This window comes from Nocardiopsis sp. NPDC006139 (genome assembly GCF_040614155.1).
GTDB lineage: Bacteria > Actinomycetota > Actinomycetes > Streptosporangiales > Streptosporangiaceae > Nocardiopsis > Nocardiopsis changdeensis.
Genome location: NZ_JBEXTT010000006.1, coordinates 169,582 through 183,742 on the forward strand (window position 1 = coordinate 169,582; position 14,161 = coordinate 183,742).

Below are 14,161 nucleotides of genomic sequence, written 5' to 3' on the forward strand. Positions count from 1 at the left end.
ATGTGCGACCCGCGATGTTACCAACGGGTACGAAGCGGCGCCGGTACCGGGCGCCGGGGTCGCCGGGCGCGCGCCGCACCACACCACACTAGACCGCACCGCGCCGCCCACCGCGACCCAGGTGCGCCCAACGCGCCCCGGCGGCGGCCCGGGGCCCGCCATCCCTTGCGCGGCAGTGCATTCACGACTCGGAAACGTCGGACACACCCTGTTAGGATGACGTGCGTCGACGACGGCGGGCCGGTAGCTCAGCTGGTTAGAGCAGGGGACTCATAATCCCTGGGTCGCGGGTTCGAGTCCTGCCCGGCCTACCCCGTTCCGCCCGCGGGAGCGCGTGCGGGCCCTTCCCGCCCCTGAACCCGGCGGCGGCCCCCCTCTCCGTCCCGGTGGTGGCCCACGTCTCACCAACCATCCCGAACCCGGCGCCGTCGGACGGATCGTTAGCAGGGGTGTGTCCGGCGGACCGTGAGGGGTGTGGTGTGGACGAGCGGCGACGAGGGCGCGGAGCGCACCGCGGGTCCCGGCGGAGCGGGCCCGGCACCTGGAACAGGGGCCTGCTGCGCGCGTCCGCCGCCGTCCTGGTGGGCGCCGCCCTGGTGACCGTCCTGCACGCCACCGTCTCCCGGGACGTGGACGCCCGGCCCACCGAACCCGCCCCGCAGGCGCCGGCCGCGCCCCCGGGCCGCCCGTTCAGCAGCCTCCTCGACCGCGTCGGCGTCTCCCGGGACGGCTCGACGGCCGACGTCGACCTCGACGGCGCGGGCAACAGCCTCTCCGCCCAGGCCCTGGCCCTGGCCGGATGGACGCCCGGGCGGGAGATCACCCTGCTGGGCACCACCCTGGAGGTCCCCGACTACGCGCCCGGGCGCCCGGACCACCTGGTCGCCGACGGGCAGGAGGTACGCCTGTACGGCCGCCACGAGTCGCTGACGTTCCTGGTCACGGCCACCGGCGCGGGCGGCGCCCCGGTCGGCGGCAGCGGCCGGATCGTCTACACCGACGGCACCGAGCAGCCCTTCGCCCTCACCTCCCCGGACTGGGTCAGCGGCCCGGCCGGCGACGCCGCCCTGGTCCTGCCCTACGCCAACACCGACGACGCCGGCGCGGACGCCGACGACACCGGTGTCACGGACGGCGCGGACACGGTGCTGGGCTCGGTGCGCCTGTACGCGCGCTCGGTGCCCGCCGACCCCGGGAGGGAGGTCTCCCACCTGGTGCTGCCCGAGACCGACCCGGGGGACCTGCACGTCTTCTCCATCGGGACCCGCGCGGCCGACCACGGGTGGACCGGGACCTGGGCCCGGGCCACCTCGGCCTACATGGAGGTGGGCCCCTGGCAGGACCAGACGGTCCGCCTGGCCGTGCGCAGCACCACGGGCGGCCACCGGGTCCGGATCCGCCTGGACAACACGTTCGCCGCCGAGCCGGTCACCATCGGCGCCGCCTCGGTGGCCCTGCGCGGGACCGGCGCCGCCACGCGCGGCGCGGCAGTCCCGCTCACCTTCGGCGGCCGCTCCGACGTCTCCATCCCGGCCGGGGGACAGGTCTACAGCGACCCCGTCGACCTGCTGCTGCCGCCGCAGACCGACGCCCTGGTCAGCCTCTACCTGCCCGACCCCGTGTACGCCGCGCCGCTGCACTACGCGGCGGGGGACACGAGCTACCTCGGGGAGCCGGGCGGCGGCGACCTCACCCTGGACACCACCGGCGCCCCGTTCACCGGCCGCCTCTACCAGTGGCCCTTCCTCACCGGCATCGAGGTCATGGACGCGCCCGGGGCGATCGTCGCGTTCGGCGACTCCATCACCGACGGCGCCCGCTCCACCCGGGACGCGCACAGGCGCTGGCCGGACGTGCTCAGCGCACGCCTGCACGCCCGCGCCGACCTGCCCCACCCGGGCGTCCTCAACCTGGGCATCACGGGCAACCACGTGGTGAGCGACGCCTACCCGGGCGAGGGGGTGTCGGTGAACGCCTCCGGGGTCTCCGGGCTCCACCGCGCGCCCCGCGACGTGTTCGGCCAGCACGGAGCGCAGGCGCTCGTCCTTTTCGCCGGGATCAACGACCTGCGCTGGGGCACCCCGCCCGAGCAGGTCATCGCGGGGCTGGAGGACCTGGCGGCCTCGGCCCGCGAGCGCGGGATGCGGGTGTTCGTGGCGACCCTGGGCCCGTGCGCGGGCGAGGCGCGCTGCACCGCGCAGGTGGAGGCCGCCCGCCAGACGGTCAACGCGCACCTGCGGTCGCGGGCCCAGGACCCCTCGTCGCCGTTCGACGGGGTGTGGGACTTCGACGCGGTGCTGCGCGACCCGCAGGACCCGACCCGGCTGCTGCCCGCCTACGACTCGGGCGACCACATCCACCCCGGGGACGCGGGCCTGCGCGCCCTGGCGGAGTCGATCGACCTCGACGCGCTGATGGGCCGCCCCCGCGCCGACGGCGGCTCCCCCGACGAGGTCAGCGCGGACAGCCCAGGTGGTGGTGGATGACCAGGTCCACGTAGACGGCCCCCAGGTCGGCCAGGCTGAGCCCGCCCTCGGGGCGGTACCAGTGCAGCAGGGAGTCGAAGGTGTCCAGCACCTCGTCGGCGGCCCGGCCCGGGTCGTCCACGTGGAAGGCGCCGGCCAGGACGCCGTCGACGATGATCCGGCGGATGTGCTCGCGGTAGGTGCGGTGGAGGGCGCCGATCTCCCGGTGGCGCTCCTGGTGGATGGCCCGCAGGGTCGGCAGGATCTCGTGGGCCAGCGCGGTGGCGGTCCGGTGCCGCCAGCCCGTCTCCACGTGCCGGACCACCAGCGCGGACATGCGCTCGACGGCGCCCGCGGCGGGGTCGTCGGCGGCCAGCTGGCGCTCCACCCGGTCCCGGGCCGCGCGCAGGACCACCGCGTAGGCCAGGTCGAAGCGGGTGGGGAAGAGACGACGCAGCGAGGCGGGGTCCGTCCCGGTCTCCGCCGAGATGCGGCGGGTCAGGTCGGACATGGGCAGGCCTCGGGAGCCGTGCTCGGCGAACAGCCTGGCGGCACAGTCCAGGACGGGGGCCGTCGCGCGGAGCGCGTGAGGGGAGATGTCGGCCGTCATGTGTCGGTGTCTCATCGCTCGGGGGCGCGCCGTCGAGGGGACGGCGGCGCGCGTCAGGGTTCCTTGCGTGAATCGCTTTCGAGGATATCCGCGATCGCACGGCGAAACGGGCGGAACCGCAGAACTCGGTGATTAATGGCGAAGTTCGGTGACACATGTGAACCATGCGAGAAATGTCGCGTGAAATGCCCTCCGTGGCGCCTCCTCCCCAGGGGCGCCACGGTGCGCACGAGGCCGCGGAAGCGGCTCAGACCTGCCCCGTCGTCTGCACTCCCCCCTGGACGCGGCCGGTCGTGAGGGGGACGAGGTCGTCCACCCGTTCGGTGGCGATGGCGTCCACTCCCATTCCGACCAACCGCGCCATCTCCGTGAAATCGTTCACCGTCCACGCGGCGACCGAATATCCGAATCGGTGCATTTCCCCGATCGAGTCCCGCGTGATCAGGGTGTGGTGCGTCCCCAGGTACGTCGGCCGCAGGCCGCGCAGGGCCGACTCCGACGGCGGGGTCGGCTGGTCCCAGGCGATCATGAGGCGGGCGTCGGGGTTCTGGGCGCGCAGGGCGGCCAGGGTCTCGGTGGAGCCGGTGTGCAGGACCCGGGCGGTGACCCGGTCGCGCAGCAGGGAGTCCGCGGCCAGCGCGGCCTCCGGGGTGGCGGAGTCCACCAGCAGGGGCGGCCCCTCGTCACCCGTGAACTCCGCGGTGACCTCCATCAGTGTCGGGATGCGCCGGTCCACGTCGTCGCGGGCTCCGGCGAGTTCGGCGAGGGTCAGTTCGGCCACCGGCCGCGGCGGGGACCCCGGGGTCGCCACGGTGCGTTCGTCGACCAGGACGGGGTACCCGTCGGAGGTCAGGTGGACGTCGATCTTGACCAGGTCGGCCCCGGCACGCCAGGCTGAGCGCAGGGCCGGGAGCGTGTTCCCGGGGAAACGTGCGGTGTCTCCGCGCAGTGCGATGGACAACGTCATGCTGTCAAGGGTGGCAAAAACCACCGGCGCACGTGGGGCAAACAGGAAAAACGCCGAAACCGGTTGCGGCGGGCGGCCGCCGGGGCGCGAACGGCGGTGTGTCCGGGGGGTTCCCGCGCGATTGCGAGCGGACTCACGTCGTGGGACAGCCGTCCCCGGTGCCGCGAACTGGGAAACTTTGTTACACGGCGTCGTGACCGCACGGCGCAGCGGCCAGGCCCCCGAGTGTGAGGCGAACGATGATTCCGGACCAGCGACGAGAGCACATCCTCAAGCTCCTCCAGGAGCGGCATGTGCTGAGTATCAACGAGCTCACCTCGATGCTGTCCGTGTCCCACATGACCGTCCGTCGCGACATCCAGGCACTGGAGAACGACGGCAAGGTCCTGTCGGTCACCGGAGGGGTGCGGCTCGCCGCGCGGCTCAAGAGCGAGCCGTCCTACCTGGCCAAGGCCCAGCTGGAGGTGCCCGCCAAGCGGGCCATCGCGCGGGCCGCGGCCGACCTGGTGCGCGAGAACTTCACCATCTACCTCGACGCGGGCACGACCACGCTCCAGATGGTCCCGATGCTCACCGACAAGGTCGGGCTCACCGTCATCACCAGCGACTTCAACGTCGTGGGCCACCTGATGGAGTACCCGGGCATCGAGCTCATCCACACCGGCGGCGTGGTGTCCCACTCCGACCACTCGTCGGTGGGCCGCTTCACCGCCGAGTTCCTCAAGCAGGTCAACGTGGACCTGGCGTTCATCGCCAGCAGCTCCTGGGACGCCGAGCGCGGGTCGACCACCCCGTCCGAGGCCAAGGTGGTGGCCAAGCAGCAGCTGCTGCGCATCGCCTCCAAGAGCGTGCTCACCGTGGACAGCACCAAGTACGGGAAGTTCGGCACCTTCCGGGTGGCGAGCCTGGAGCAGTTCGACCTCATCATCACCGACGACCGGCTCCCGCGCTCGGCCGTCGACGAACTCGCCGAGCGCGACGTGCGCCTGAAGCTGGTGGAGTGCGAGCGCTGAGGGACGGGCCCTGTCAGCCCGCGTCCTCCTCCAGGTCGGCGCGGGTGAACAGGGCCAGCTCCGTGCCGTCGGGGTCGTAGAAGAGCAGCGTGGAGCCCTCCTCGCCGTGCACGATCGGCAGGTGGTCCACGTCCTTGTCGGCGAACCGCTCCTCCCACGCCTCCAGCTCGCCGAGGTTGGCGACGCCGAGGGTGAGCCGGTCCAGGCCGCAGTGCCTGCGGTCGAACCGGTTCTTGAAGTTGTTCCGGTGCTGGATCAGTGCCAGGAGCAGCCCCGAGGCGGGGTGCAGGCACTCGGTCCGCAGGGTGCCGTCGTGGTCGCGGCGGCACTTGACCTTGAAGCCGAGCACGTCGCGGTAGAAGTCCACGCTTTCGTCGCGGTCGCGCACCGAGAGGGTGATGCGGGCCAGTCCGGTGAGCTGTGGCACGTCGTCCTCTTTCGAACGGCGGGAGTCGAGGATGGTCATGAGTCCGAGCACAAGGTCCGAGCCTAAGGGTCGTCGGGATCTGCAGGTCGTCTTTTAACGCTCGTTTAACGCCTGATGTTCCCGGTATCACTCCCGTGGGGCGGTACGTCCGCGGTGCCCCCGGTTCCGGGGGCCTCCCCGGCCTCGGGGGAGCGCCCGTACCACCGGGTCCGCATGACCGCCACGGTCACCAGCAGGGAGACCAGCCCGCCCAGCGTGGCCAGGGCGAACGCCCCCTGGTAGCCGTGCGCGTCGGCCAGCGACCCGGCCACCGCCGAGCCCAGTGCCTGGCCCAGGATGAGGCTGCTCAGCACGATCGCCATCGACTGCGACAGGCGGCTGGCCGGGGCGGCCCTCTCCACCAGCGCGAACAGGGTCACCAGGTGCGGGCCGATCGCGGCGCCCAGGACGAACACGGCCAGGGCGAGGGTGGCCGCCCCGTGCGGCAGGTACAGCGGCAGGGAGAGCAGGAACAGCGCCCCGGCCGCGACCCGCGCGCGGGAGGTGAGGGTGAAGCCCGCCGGCAGGGAGGCCATCAGCAGGCCCGCCACGGCGCTGCTGGCACCCATCACCGCGTACATCAGCCCTGACAGGTCGCCGTACCCCGACTCGGCGGCGAACGCGGTGACCCCGGTGGACATGCCGCCGAAGAACAGGCCCTGGCAGAACATGGGCACGGTCAGCACCAGCAGGGCGGGCACGGCGATCCGGCCGCCCCGGCCGCGGACCGGCGCGGACCCGGGCGGCGCCGTGGGGTGCAGCGCGAACACCGTTCCGAACACGCCGATGAGCACGGCGGCGCCCAGCACGCTGGCGGTGGGCGAGACCAGCACGGTCAGGACCCCGACCAGGGCCGGGCCCAGGACGAAGGCGGCCTCGTCGAGCACGCCCTCCACCGACATGGCGGCGGCCAGCGAGCGCTCCCGCTCCACGCCCCGGTCGCCGCGCCGGCGGATGAGAACCACCCACCGGGTCCGCGCCATGGGGGCGACCTGGGGCAGGCACAGGCCGGCCAGGGCGGCGAGCCCGGCCAGGACGGGCAGGCCGTACCCGGCCAGGACGGCGGCCACGAGCAGCGCGATGAGGACGGCGTCGACCAGCGACATCACCAGCAGGGGGCGGCGCTGGCCGTGGCGGTCGGCGAACCGGGCGATGACGGGCCCGCCGACGGTCTCGCCCAGGGCGAAGGCCCCGGTCACCGCCCCGCCCGCGGCCACGCTGCCGGTCGCCCCGGTGACGAGGGTGAGCAGGCCGATGAGGGACATCGAGATCGGAAGGCGGGCCATGAAGCTCACCGTGAGGAGTGGCCATCCGGCCAGGTGGTGCATCCGGCGCAGTGTCTCCATCGGCGACATGCGTCCGCCCCTTTCGTGGTTCCCGTCCCGCGCGCTCGTCCTGGGCGCTTTCCGGGTACCAGCACGACGCGACGAGGGGGACCACGGAAGGGGACCGCAATTCATCCCATGATAGGCAACACCGGTCGTACCGGAACTGACTTTCGTGGGTACCGGGGGCGGCGCGCCGGTCGGTAGCTTCGGTGGCATGGAAGAACCCGCCCCGACCCGAGCGACCCGTGCCCGCCGCGCCCTGCGGCGCGCGGTGCGGCCGCTGCCGGGGCCGCCCACCCGGGCCGCCGCGCTGGGCGACGCGGCCCTGGGGGCGGTCGCGGCCCTGCTGTTCGCGGGCGAGGCGGTGGTGGTCTTCACAGTGGGCGCGACCGGCGCGGGCGAGGCCGCCGCCCGGGGCGCGACCGGGGTGGCGGTGGCGGCGGCGGCCGCCCTGCTCGCCCGCCGCCACCCCCCGGCCGCCCTGGTCGTGGCCGCGGCCGCCTCGTTCTGGTTCTTCTGCGGCGGGCTGCTGCTGGCCTGCGTCTCCTACCTCGCGGGCCGCCGCTCGCCCGACACGCGCCCCGCCCTGGCCCTGGCCGCCGCGGCCCTGGTGCTGGGGACCCTGCCGCTGCTATGGGGCGCCTACCCGCTGAGCACGTGGGCGGTGGCGGTCGTCACCCTGCTGGTCAACACCGGACCCGCCTGGCTGCTCGGGGCCCACCGCCGCCAGCACACCGCGCTGGCCGCCGCGGGGTGGGAGCACGCCCGCCAGCTCCGCCGCGAGCACCGGCTCGTCGCCGAGCAGGCCCGCAGCCGGGAGCGCTCGCGGATCGCCCAGGACATGCACGACTCCCTGGGGCACGAGCTCAGCCTCATCGCCCTGCGCGCCGGGGCCCTGGAGGTCGACCCCGGGCTGGGGGAGCGCCACCGCGAGGCCGTCGCCGAGCTGCGCGCCACCGCGGTCACCGCCACCGAGCACCTGCGGGAGATCATCGGGGTGCTGCGCACCGAGGCCGAGCCCGACCCCGTCACCCCGACCGGCGAGGGGGTCGCCGACCTCGTCGAGCGGGCCCGCGACTCCGGCATGCGGATCACCCTGGTCCGCGACCTCGACACCGCGGCCCTGGCGCCGATGGTGGGCCGGGCGGTGCACCGGGTCGTCCAGGAGGCCCTGACCAACGCCACCCGGCACGCCCCGGGAGCGGAGGTGGCGGTCTCCATCGCCGGCGACGGGGAGCGCCTGGAGGTGCGGGTGGTCAACCCCGTTCCCGAGGAGGCGGCGGCGGGGCGGCACGGGGTCGGCGGCGGGCGCGGCCTCATCGGTCTGCGCGAACGCGTCCGGCTGGCCGGCGGGGCCTTCGCCGCGGGCCCCACCGGGGACGGGGCCTGGGAGGTGTGCGCGGTCATCCCCCGCCGGGGCGGGGCCGCACCGCCCGGCGAGGCGGCCGAGGAGGACGAGGACACCGCCATCGACCGGCTCCAGCGGGCCGCGCGGCGCCGCATCCGCGGCTGGTCGATGGCCCTGGTGGCGGTGCCCCTGGCGGCCGTCGCGGGGCTGGCGGCACTGGTCTTCTGGGTGATGGCCGCGAGCATGGAGGAGACCACCCTCACCCCGGAGGAGTTCGGGGCACTGCGCCCGGGGACACCGCAGAGCGAGGTCGAGGAGTCGCTGCCGCCCTTCTCGGTGCCGTTCGACGCCCGGGAGCTGGCCGAGGGCGCGGTGCCCGAGGGGGCGGTGTGCAGCTACTACCGCAGCAGCGCCGACCTGTTCGACGAGGACCGGGTGTTCTACCAGCTGTGCTTCACCGACGGCCGGCTGTCCGCCAAGGGCGAGGCACCGATACGGTGAGCGCGCCCGCCGGGCCCGCGACGACGACCATGAGGAGAGCACACGTGATCAGGGTGCTGATCGCCGACGACGAGGCGATGATCCGCGCGGGGGTGCGGGCCATCGTGGAGAGCGACCCGGACATCGAGGTGGTGGCCGAGGCCGCCGACGGCCGGGAGGCGGTGGACCTGGCGGTCTCCCACCGCCCGGACGTGGCACTGGTCGACATCCGCATGCCCCGCCTGGACGGGCTCGCCGCGGCGGCCGAGATGCGCCGACTGGCCCCGTCCACCGCGGTGGTCGTCCTCACCACCTTCGGAGAGGACGCCTACATCTCCCGCGCCCTGGGCGACGGGGCCTCGGGGTTCCTGCTCAAGGCGGGCGACCCGCGCGAGCTGATCACCGGCGTGCACGCGGTCGCCGACGGCGGCGCCTACCTGTCCCCGCAGGTGGCCCGGCAGGTGATCGACCGCTTCGGCGGCGGGCGCCCGGCCCGCGAGGCCGCGGCCAGGACCCGCGTCGAGCAGCTGACCCAGCGGGAGCGGGAGGTCCTGGCCCTGGTCGGCGCGGGCCTGTCCAACGCCGACATCGCCGACCGCCTGTTCCTGGTGGAGGGCACCGTCAAGAGCTACGTCAGCGCGATCCTCAACCGGCTGGGGCTGCGCAACCGCGTGCAGGCGGCGATCCTCGCCTACGAGGCGGGGCTCACCGCCGACGGCTGAGGCCCGGCGGCCGGGAACGGGGTACGGGACTCGAACCGCGGTACCCGGGTAGGGGAGACTGTGGCGGACGCGACGGGAGACGGCGGCCGCGGCGGCGGCCGAGGAGGAGGGCACGGATGCTCAACGAGGAGGAGGGGATCCTGCTCGAAGCCTCCTGGGAGCGGCTGGCCGGGGACTCCCCGCAGGCCCGGGCCGTGGGGCGCGAGCTCCTGACGCGCTGGAGCGAACCCCACCGGCGCTACCACACCCTCACCCACCTGTGGGCGACGCTGCGGGCCGTGGACATCCTGGCCGAAGAGGCGGTCTCGCCCGACCTGGTCCGCTACGCGGTCTGGTTCCACGACGCCGTGTACGAGACCGAGCCCGGCCTGGACGAGGACCGCAGCGCCGGACTGGCCCGCGAACTGCTCCCCATGCTGGGCCTGGCCCCCGAGCGGGTCGGGGAGGTGGCCCGGCTGGTCCTGATGACCAGGGAGCACGCCCCCGGGCCGGACGACTCCGACGGGCAGGTGCTCTCCGACGCCGACCTGTCCGTCCTGGCCGGGGCCCCGGACGAGTACCTGGCCTACACGGCGGCGGTCCGCGCCGAGTACCGCCGGGTGCCCGACGAGGCGTTCCGGGAGGGCCGCTCCCGGGTGCTGCGCGGCATGCTGGACGCCCCGCAGATATTCCACACCGAGTTCGGCCGCATCCACTGGGAGGCCAGGGCCCGGTCCAACATGCTCGCCGAACTGGACCGGCTGGCCGCCGAGGCGGCGTCCCCGGACGACCCCCGGAGCGCGTGAGGCGCCCGGCGGGGTCCCGGAGGTCCCGGAGGAGCGGTCCTCGAGGGAGGTCTGCGGCCGCAGGCCGTCCGTCGAGGACCTTCCGCCACCCGACGGGCGGGCCGAAGCGGAGCGGAGGTCCGAGTGGGGCGGAGGTTCACAAGGGCGCGGCCTAGGCCCGGAGCCTGGGGCGGCGCAGGCCGGCGGCCCGCAGCCGGGTCACGAGCTCCTTGCCGGTCACGTGCTCGGCGCCCAGGGCCAGGGCCCGGGCGTGCAGGTGCTCGGGGACGTCGTAGTGGTCGCGGTCGAAGGCCCGCTCGGGCACGCCCAGCTCACGGGCGAAGTCGTGCAGTTCCGCGTAGGAGCTGTCGCTCACCAGGTGCGCGAACAGCCAGCCGCGGGGGCCGGGCCAGACGGGGGTGTCGATGAGCACGCTCATGGGGTCCTCGGGGCTGAGACCGGGCGCCAGGGCACCGGGCTGGACAGGATCATCGTGCTGGAGGGGCGGCCGTGCGCGGCGAGGCCGTCGATGACCTCCTCGAAGTGCTCCATGGTGCGCACCGCGATGAGCAGGACGCAGCAGTCGTCGCCGGTGACCCGGTGGGCCTGGAGGATCTCGGGCCGTTCCAGCGACCCCGGCTCGCGCAGCAGGCAGTGCGCGCCGAAGCACTGCATGCGCACCAGGGCGGTCACCGGCAGTCCGGCGGCGGCCGGGTCCACGTGCGCATGGTAGCCGGTGATCACCCCGCGGTCGGTGAGCCGCCGCACCCGGTCGGCCACGGCGGGGGCCGAGAGGTTGACGCGGCGGGACAGCTCGTTGAAGGACAGGCGGCCGTCCCGCTGGAGCTCGGCGAGGATCCGCTGGTCGACGCCGTCCAGCGCCGTGGGCGCTCGTGAGGCCATGCTTTGCAATCCAAAAGTAGATTTTCCGGACATGTTATGGATACCAGGTTGATGTCCTGCTTTGGAGTGCAACGTCCATTCCTTTCCCCCCTCTTCTGCTCGATCATGTGTGCTGACGTACACAGCGCCGTGACGGGGGTTCCACGGGCGGCGCCGTGTGCACCCAGCACGTTCCGCGCAGTACACGAGGGGTCCTCCCGATGCTCACCACGACGTCCGCACAGCAGTGCCCGTACATCCCCGCCGATGTCGAGGGCACCGATGCCGAGGCCCGGGCCCGGCGGGCGCAGGAGAACGCGGGGCAGCCCACCCTGTCCTTCGACCGCAACACCCCCTACGTCGACTACGCCGGGATCGACACGCTGCTGCGCCTGCAGAACCCGCGCACCGACGAGCCCGCCGAGACGGCGTTCATCATCGGCACCCAGATCATGGAACTGCTGTTCGTCCTGATCCAGGAGCGCTGGGAGCGGGCCCGCGACGCCCTGGAGAACGACGACGTCCCCGGCGCGCTGGCCTGGCTGCGCCGCGCCACCGCCGCCCAGGACGTCCTCAACGACTCCTGGAAGCTGCTCGGGGACATGAGCCCCACCGAGTTCAACCGGTTCCGCGACTCCTTCGGCGAGGCGTCGGGCTTCCAGTCCTTCGGCTACCGCAAGCTGGAGTTCGTGCTCGGCAACAAGTCCGCCCCCATGATCCGCCCGCACAAGGGCATGGCCGGCGTCGCCGCCGACCTGCGCGACCTGCTGGAGCGGCCGAGCCTGTACGACGCCGCGCTGCGCCTCCTGCGCCGGCGCGGCCTGCCGGTGCCCGCCGGGGCCGCCGAGCGCGACTGGACGCAGGAGTACGCGCCCGACGCGCGCGTGGAGGAGGCGTGGGCGCGCGTCTACGCCGACGACCGCCCCGGCAACGACCTCTACCTGCTGGCCGAGGCCCTGATGGACGTCGCCGAGCGGGTGACGCGATGGCGCCACCTGCACCTCATGGCGGTCAAGCGCACCATGGGCGGCAAGCCCGGCAGCGGCGGCTCCAACGGCCTCACCTGGCTGGCCCGCAACGTCGAGAAGGACGTCTTCCCCGAGCTGTGGTCCCTGCGCAGCACCATCTGAGCCCGGCCCCGTGACACCGAACCACCATGAGCAGGAAGCAGGACGCCCGATGACGCCCACCACCCGGCAGGAGTGCGCCGCGCTCGACGCCGCCGACCCCCTGGCCCCGCTGCGCGACGAGTTCGTGCTCCCCGCCGGGGTGATCTACCTGGACGGCAACTCGCTGGGCGCGCTGCCGCGCAGCACCCCGGGCCGGGTCGCCGACATGATCGAGCGGGAGTGGGGGCAGGACCTCATCCGCAGCTGGAACGACGCCGGCTGGTGGGACAAGCCCCGCACCCTGGGCGCCAAGGTCGCCCCGCTGGTCGGCGCGGACCCCGACGAGGTGATCGTCGGCGACGGCACCTCGGCCAACCTGTTCAAGTGCGTCATCGCCGCGCTGCGCATGTCGGACCGCTCCGTCGTCCTGGGCGAGGCGGGCAACTTCCCCACGGACCTGTACGTCGCCGAGGGCGCCGTCTCCCTGGCCGGGGCGGTCCAGCGCCGGGTGGACCCCGACGGCCCGGACCTGGAGCGCGAACTCGCCGCCGGGGACGTGGCGGTGCTGCTGCTGAGCCACGTGGACTACCGCACCGGCACCCTGCGCGACATGCCCGGCATCACCCGGCTGGCCCACGAGCACGGCGCCCTGGTGATCTGGGACCTGTGCCACAGCGTCGGGGCGGTGCCGGTGGAGCTGTCCGCCTCCGGGGCCGACTTCGCGGTCGGCTGCACCTACAAGTACCTCAACGCCGGCCCGGGCGCCCCCGCGTTCCTGTACGCCGCCCGCCGCCACCACGCCGCGGCCGACCAGCCGCTCAGCGGCTGGCACGGGCACGCCCGCCCCTTCGACTTCACCGGCGACTACGAGCCCGCCCCGGGGGTGTCGCGCTTCCTCAGCGGCTCGCAGCCCCTGGTGGCCGACGCCGCCCTGGAGGCGAGCCTGGACGTGTGGGCCCGGGCCGACCTCGCCCTGGTGCGCGCCAAGAGCCTGGCGATGACGGACCTGTTCCTGGCCCGGGCGGCGGAGGCGGGCATCTCCTCGGTCACCCCGGCCGAGCACGCCCGGCGCGGCAGCCAGGTCGCCCTGGTGGAGCCGGAGGGGGGCGCCGGGTACCCGATCGTGCAGGCGCTGATCGCCCGCGGTGTGATCGGCGACTTCCGGGCGCCGGACGTGATGCGGTTCGGCTTCACCCCGCTGTACCTGCGGTACACGGACGTGTGGGACGCGACCGAGGCCCTGCACGAGGTGGTCCGCACGGGGGAGTGGCGTGAGGAGCGCTTTGCCCGGCGCGGACAGGTGACCTGAGCCGAGAGGCGGCCCCGGGGGTTGCGGCCCCCGGGGTTCTTTGCGTCGGGAGGGGAACATCCGCCCTCCCGGTGACCCTGCCGGAGAGGGCGGATTGCCCTGGCTTGACGATGCGCGCCCGTCCGCGCGCCCGCGCCGCCCGGGCCGGGACCGCCGTGACCTACCGGCGCGTACACCGGTCCCCGTAAGGGGTCCGGCGGCCTTCGCGGCGTGTCGGAGGGAACCCGTGACGAGGGCCACGGACAGGGCCCGCCCGCCGTCCCCGGGCGGGCCCGAACCCCTGCCACGGCGGGGGTTCCGCTGTTCTCGGAGGCCTCGGGGAAACGACCCGGACCGTGCCCGGGTGAACACGGATCGTCATTTTACCCGGAATCCTTGCGCACTTTGCTTAAACCTGGGTTAGTGTCCTCGTGATCGCTTCGTTATGAGTCTTCTACGAAGTGGTGCCGAGCCCTTGACCGGCCTGTGAGCCGCAGGGGAATCGAGACCCTTTCCGGGAATCCGGGCCGCCCGCTCCATGAGCCGGCCCCGCGGACCGCCGAAGTCCATCGGCGCTTTCCGATTCCCACCCGCTGATTTCCACGGCGGGAGAGCCCTGTCATGTCGCCCTTTCCGAGGCGTGCCCGAGCATGCCCGGTGAACTGCTGCGACGTGCCCGAAGGTCTTCTCGGCCCTGTTGTCTACCTGGCAGATACTCA

General features: G+C 73.8%; 13 protein-coding genes and 1 tRNA gene. 8 read left to right on the forward strand and 6 right to left on the reverse strand.

Going from position 1 to position 14,161, the window contains the following annotated elements; translation table 11 throughout:
- Positions 1 to 237 precede the first annotated feature (237 nt).
- Positions 238 to 311, forward strand: a tRNA-Ile gene (locus tag ABZ249_RS10045).
- A 243-nt stretch (positions 312 to 554) separates the two neighbouring features.
- On the forward strand, positions 555 to 2,486 hold the full coding sequence (locus ABZ249_RS10050; protein ID WP_355260260.1) for an SGNH/GDSL hydrolase family protein: 1,932 nt from the start codon (positions 555 to 557) through the stop codon (positions 2,484 to 2,486).
- On the opposite strand, the gene ABZ249_RS10055 is transcribed toward ABZ249_RS10050, so the two are convergent.
- Both ABZ249_RS10055 and ABZ249_RS10060 read right to left on the reverse strand, forming a co-directional pair.
- Entirely contained in the window at positions 2,455 to 3,075 is a 621-nt protein-coding gene (locus tag ABZ249_RS10055; protein ID WP_355259929.1) for a TetR/AcrR family transcriptional regulator, read from the reverse strand. The two genes, ABZ249_RS10050 and ABZ249_RS10055, sit on opposite strands and share 32 nt — an antisense overlap.
- A gap of 247 nt (positions 3,076 to 3,322) precedes the next feature.
- Positions 3,323 to 4,042, reverse strand: a complete 720-nt coding sequence (locus ABZ249_RS10060; RefSeq protein ID WP_355259932.1) for a glycerophosphodiester phosphodiesterase — start codon at positions 4,040 to 4,042, stop codon at positions 3,323 to 3,325.
- 239 nt (positions 4,043 to 4,281) lie between these two features.
- Here ABZ249_RS10060 and ABZ249_RS10065 point away from each other — a divergent pair, with 239 nt between their 5' ends.
- Positions 4,282 to 5,055: a DeoR/GlpR family DNA-binding transcription regulator gene (locus ABZ249_RS10065; RefSeq protein WP_220562589.1), complete on the forward strand. Its 774-nt coding sequence runs from the start codon at positions 4,282 to 4,284 to the stop codon at positions 5,053 to 5,055.
- Between the two features lie 13 nt (positions 5,056 to 5,068).
- On the opposite strand, the gene ABZ249_RS10070 is transcribed toward ABZ249_RS10065, so the two are convergent.
- On the reverse strand, positions 5,069 to 5,521 hold the full coding sequence (locus ABZ249_RS10070) for a VOC family protein (RefSeq protein WP_220562588.1): 453 nt from the start codon (positions 5,519 to 5,521) through the stop codon (positions 5,069 to 5,071).
- 65 nt (positions 5,522 to 5,586) lie between these two features.
- Complete coding sequence (locus ABZ249_RS10075; RefSeq protein WP_355259936.1) at positions 5,587 to 6,876, reverse strand: MFS transporter; 1,290 nt, start codon at positions 6,874 to 6,876, stop codon at positions 5,587 to 5,589.
- Positions 6,877 to 7,063: 187 nt separating this feature from the next.
- Here ABZ249_RS10075 and ABZ249_RS10080 point away from each other — a divergent pair, with 187 nt between their 5' ends.
- The 3 genes from ABZ249_RS10080 (at position 7,064) to ABZ249_RS10090 (ending at position 10,184) form a co-directional block, all read left to right on the forward strand.
- Positions 7,064 to 8,698, forward strand: coding sequence for a histidine kinase (locus ABZ249_RS10080; RefSeq protein ID WP_355259938.1), 1,635 nt, complete (start codon positions 7,064 to 7,066; stop codon positions 8,696 to 8,698).
- A gap of 44 nt (positions 8,699 to 8,742) precedes the next feature.
- Positions 8,743 to 9,399, forward strand: coding sequence for a response regulator transcription factor (locus ABZ249_RS10085; protein WP_355259941.1), 657 nt, complete (start codon positions 8,743 to 8,745; stop codon positions 9,397 to 9,399).
- A 116-nt stretch (positions 9,400 to 9,515) separates the two neighbouring features.
- Positions 9,516 to 10,184: a metal-dependent phosphohydrolase gene (locus tag ABZ249_RS10090; protein ID WP_355259944.1), complete on the forward strand. Its 669-nt coding sequence runs from the start codon at positions 9,516 to 9,518 to the stop codon at positions 10,182 to 10,184.
- A gap of 151 nt (positions 10,185 to 10,335) precedes the next feature.
- On the opposite strand, the gene ABZ249_RS10095 is transcribed toward ABZ249_RS10090, so the two are convergent.
- Together ABZ249_RS10095 and ABZ249_RS10100 are read right to left on the reverse strand one after the other, a co-directional pair.
- On the reverse strand, positions 10,336 to 10,602 hold the full coding sequence (locus ABZ249_RS10095) for a DUF4031 domain-containing protein (protein WP_355259947.1): 267 nt from the start codon (positions 10,600 to 10,602) through the stop codon (positions 10,336 to 10,338).
- Entirely contained in the window at positions 10,599 to 11,066 is a 468-nt protein-coding gene (locus ABZ249_RS10100) for an Lrp/AsnC family transcriptional regulator (RefSeq protein ID WP_220562582.1), read from the reverse strand. The genes ABZ249_RS10095 and ABZ249_RS10100 overlap by 4 nt, the downstream gene beginning before the upstream one ends.
- 200 nt (positions 11,067 to 11,266) lie before the next feature.
- Here ABZ249_RS10100 and ABZ249_RS10105 point away from each other — a divergent pair, with 200 nt between their 5' ends.
- Together ABZ249_RS10105 and kynU are read left to right on the forward strand one after the other, a co-directional pair.
- On the forward strand, positions 11,267 to 12,175 hold the full coding sequence (locus ABZ249_RS10105; RefSeq protein ID WP_355259950.1) for a tryptophan 2,3-dioxygenase family protein: 909 nt from the start codon (positions 11,267 to 11,269) through the stop codon (positions 12,173 to 12,175).
- Between the two features lie 49 nt (positions 12,176 to 12,224).
- Positions 12,225 to 13,463: a kynureninase gene (kynU, locus tag ABZ249_RS10110; RefSeq protein WP_355259953.1), complete on the forward strand. Its 1,239-nt coding sequence runs from the start codon at positions 12,225 to 12,227 to the stop codon at positions 13,461 to 13,463.
- Positions 13,464 to 14,161: the final 698 nt, after the last annotated feature.

What these genes read in the sequence shown, in the direction of transcription:
- ABZ249_RS10105 (WP_355259950.1), top strand. Translation starts at nt 11,267, where the DNA reads ATGCTCACCACGACGTCCGCACAGCAGTGCCCGTACATCCCCGCCGAT.
- ABZ249_RS10095 (WP_355259947.1), bottom strand. Translation starts at nt 10,602, where the DNA reads ATGAGCGTGCTCATCGACACCCCCGTCTGGCCCGGCCCCCGCGGCTGG.
- ABZ249_RS10100 (WP_220562582.1), bottom strand. Translation starts at nt 11,066, where the DNA reads ATGGCCTCACGAGCGCCCACGGCGCTGGACGGCGTCGACCAGCGGATC.
- ABZ249_RS10075 (WP_355259936.1), bottom strand. Translation starts at nt 6,876, where the DNA reads ATGTCGCCGATGGAGACACTGCGCCGGATGCACCACCTGGCCGGATGG.
- ABZ249_RS10055 (WP_355259929.1), bottom strand. Translation starts at nt 3,075, where the DNA reads ATGACGGCCGACATCTCCCCTCACGCGCTCCGCGCGACGGCCCCCGTC.
- kynU (WP_355259953.1), top strand. Translation starts at nt 12,225, where the DNA reads ATGACGCCCACCACCCGGCAGGAGTGCGCCGCGCTCGACGCCGCCGAC.
- ABZ249_RS10065 (WP_220562589.1), top strand. Translation starts at nt 4,282, where the DNA reads ATGATTCCGGACCAGCGACGAGAGCACATCCTCAAGCTCCTCCAGGAG.
- ABZ249_RS10060 (WP_355259932.1), bottom strand. Translation starts at nt 4,042, where the DNA reads ATGACGTTGTCCATCGCACTGCGCGGAGACACCGCACGTTTCCCCGGG.
- ABZ249_RS10090 (WP_355259944.1), top strand. Translation starts at nt 9,516, where the DNA reads ATGCTCAACGAGGAGGAGGGGATCCTGCTCGAAGCCTCCTGGGAGCGG.
- ABZ249_RS10070 (WP_220562588.1), bottom strand. Translation starts at nt 5,521, where the DNA reads ATGACCATCCTCGACTCCCGCCGTTCGAAAGAGGACGACGTGCCACAG.
- ABZ249_RS10080 (WP_355259938.1), top strand. Translation starts at nt 7,064, where the DNA reads ATGGAAGAACCCGCCCCGACCCGAGCGACCCGTGCCCGCCGCGCCCTG.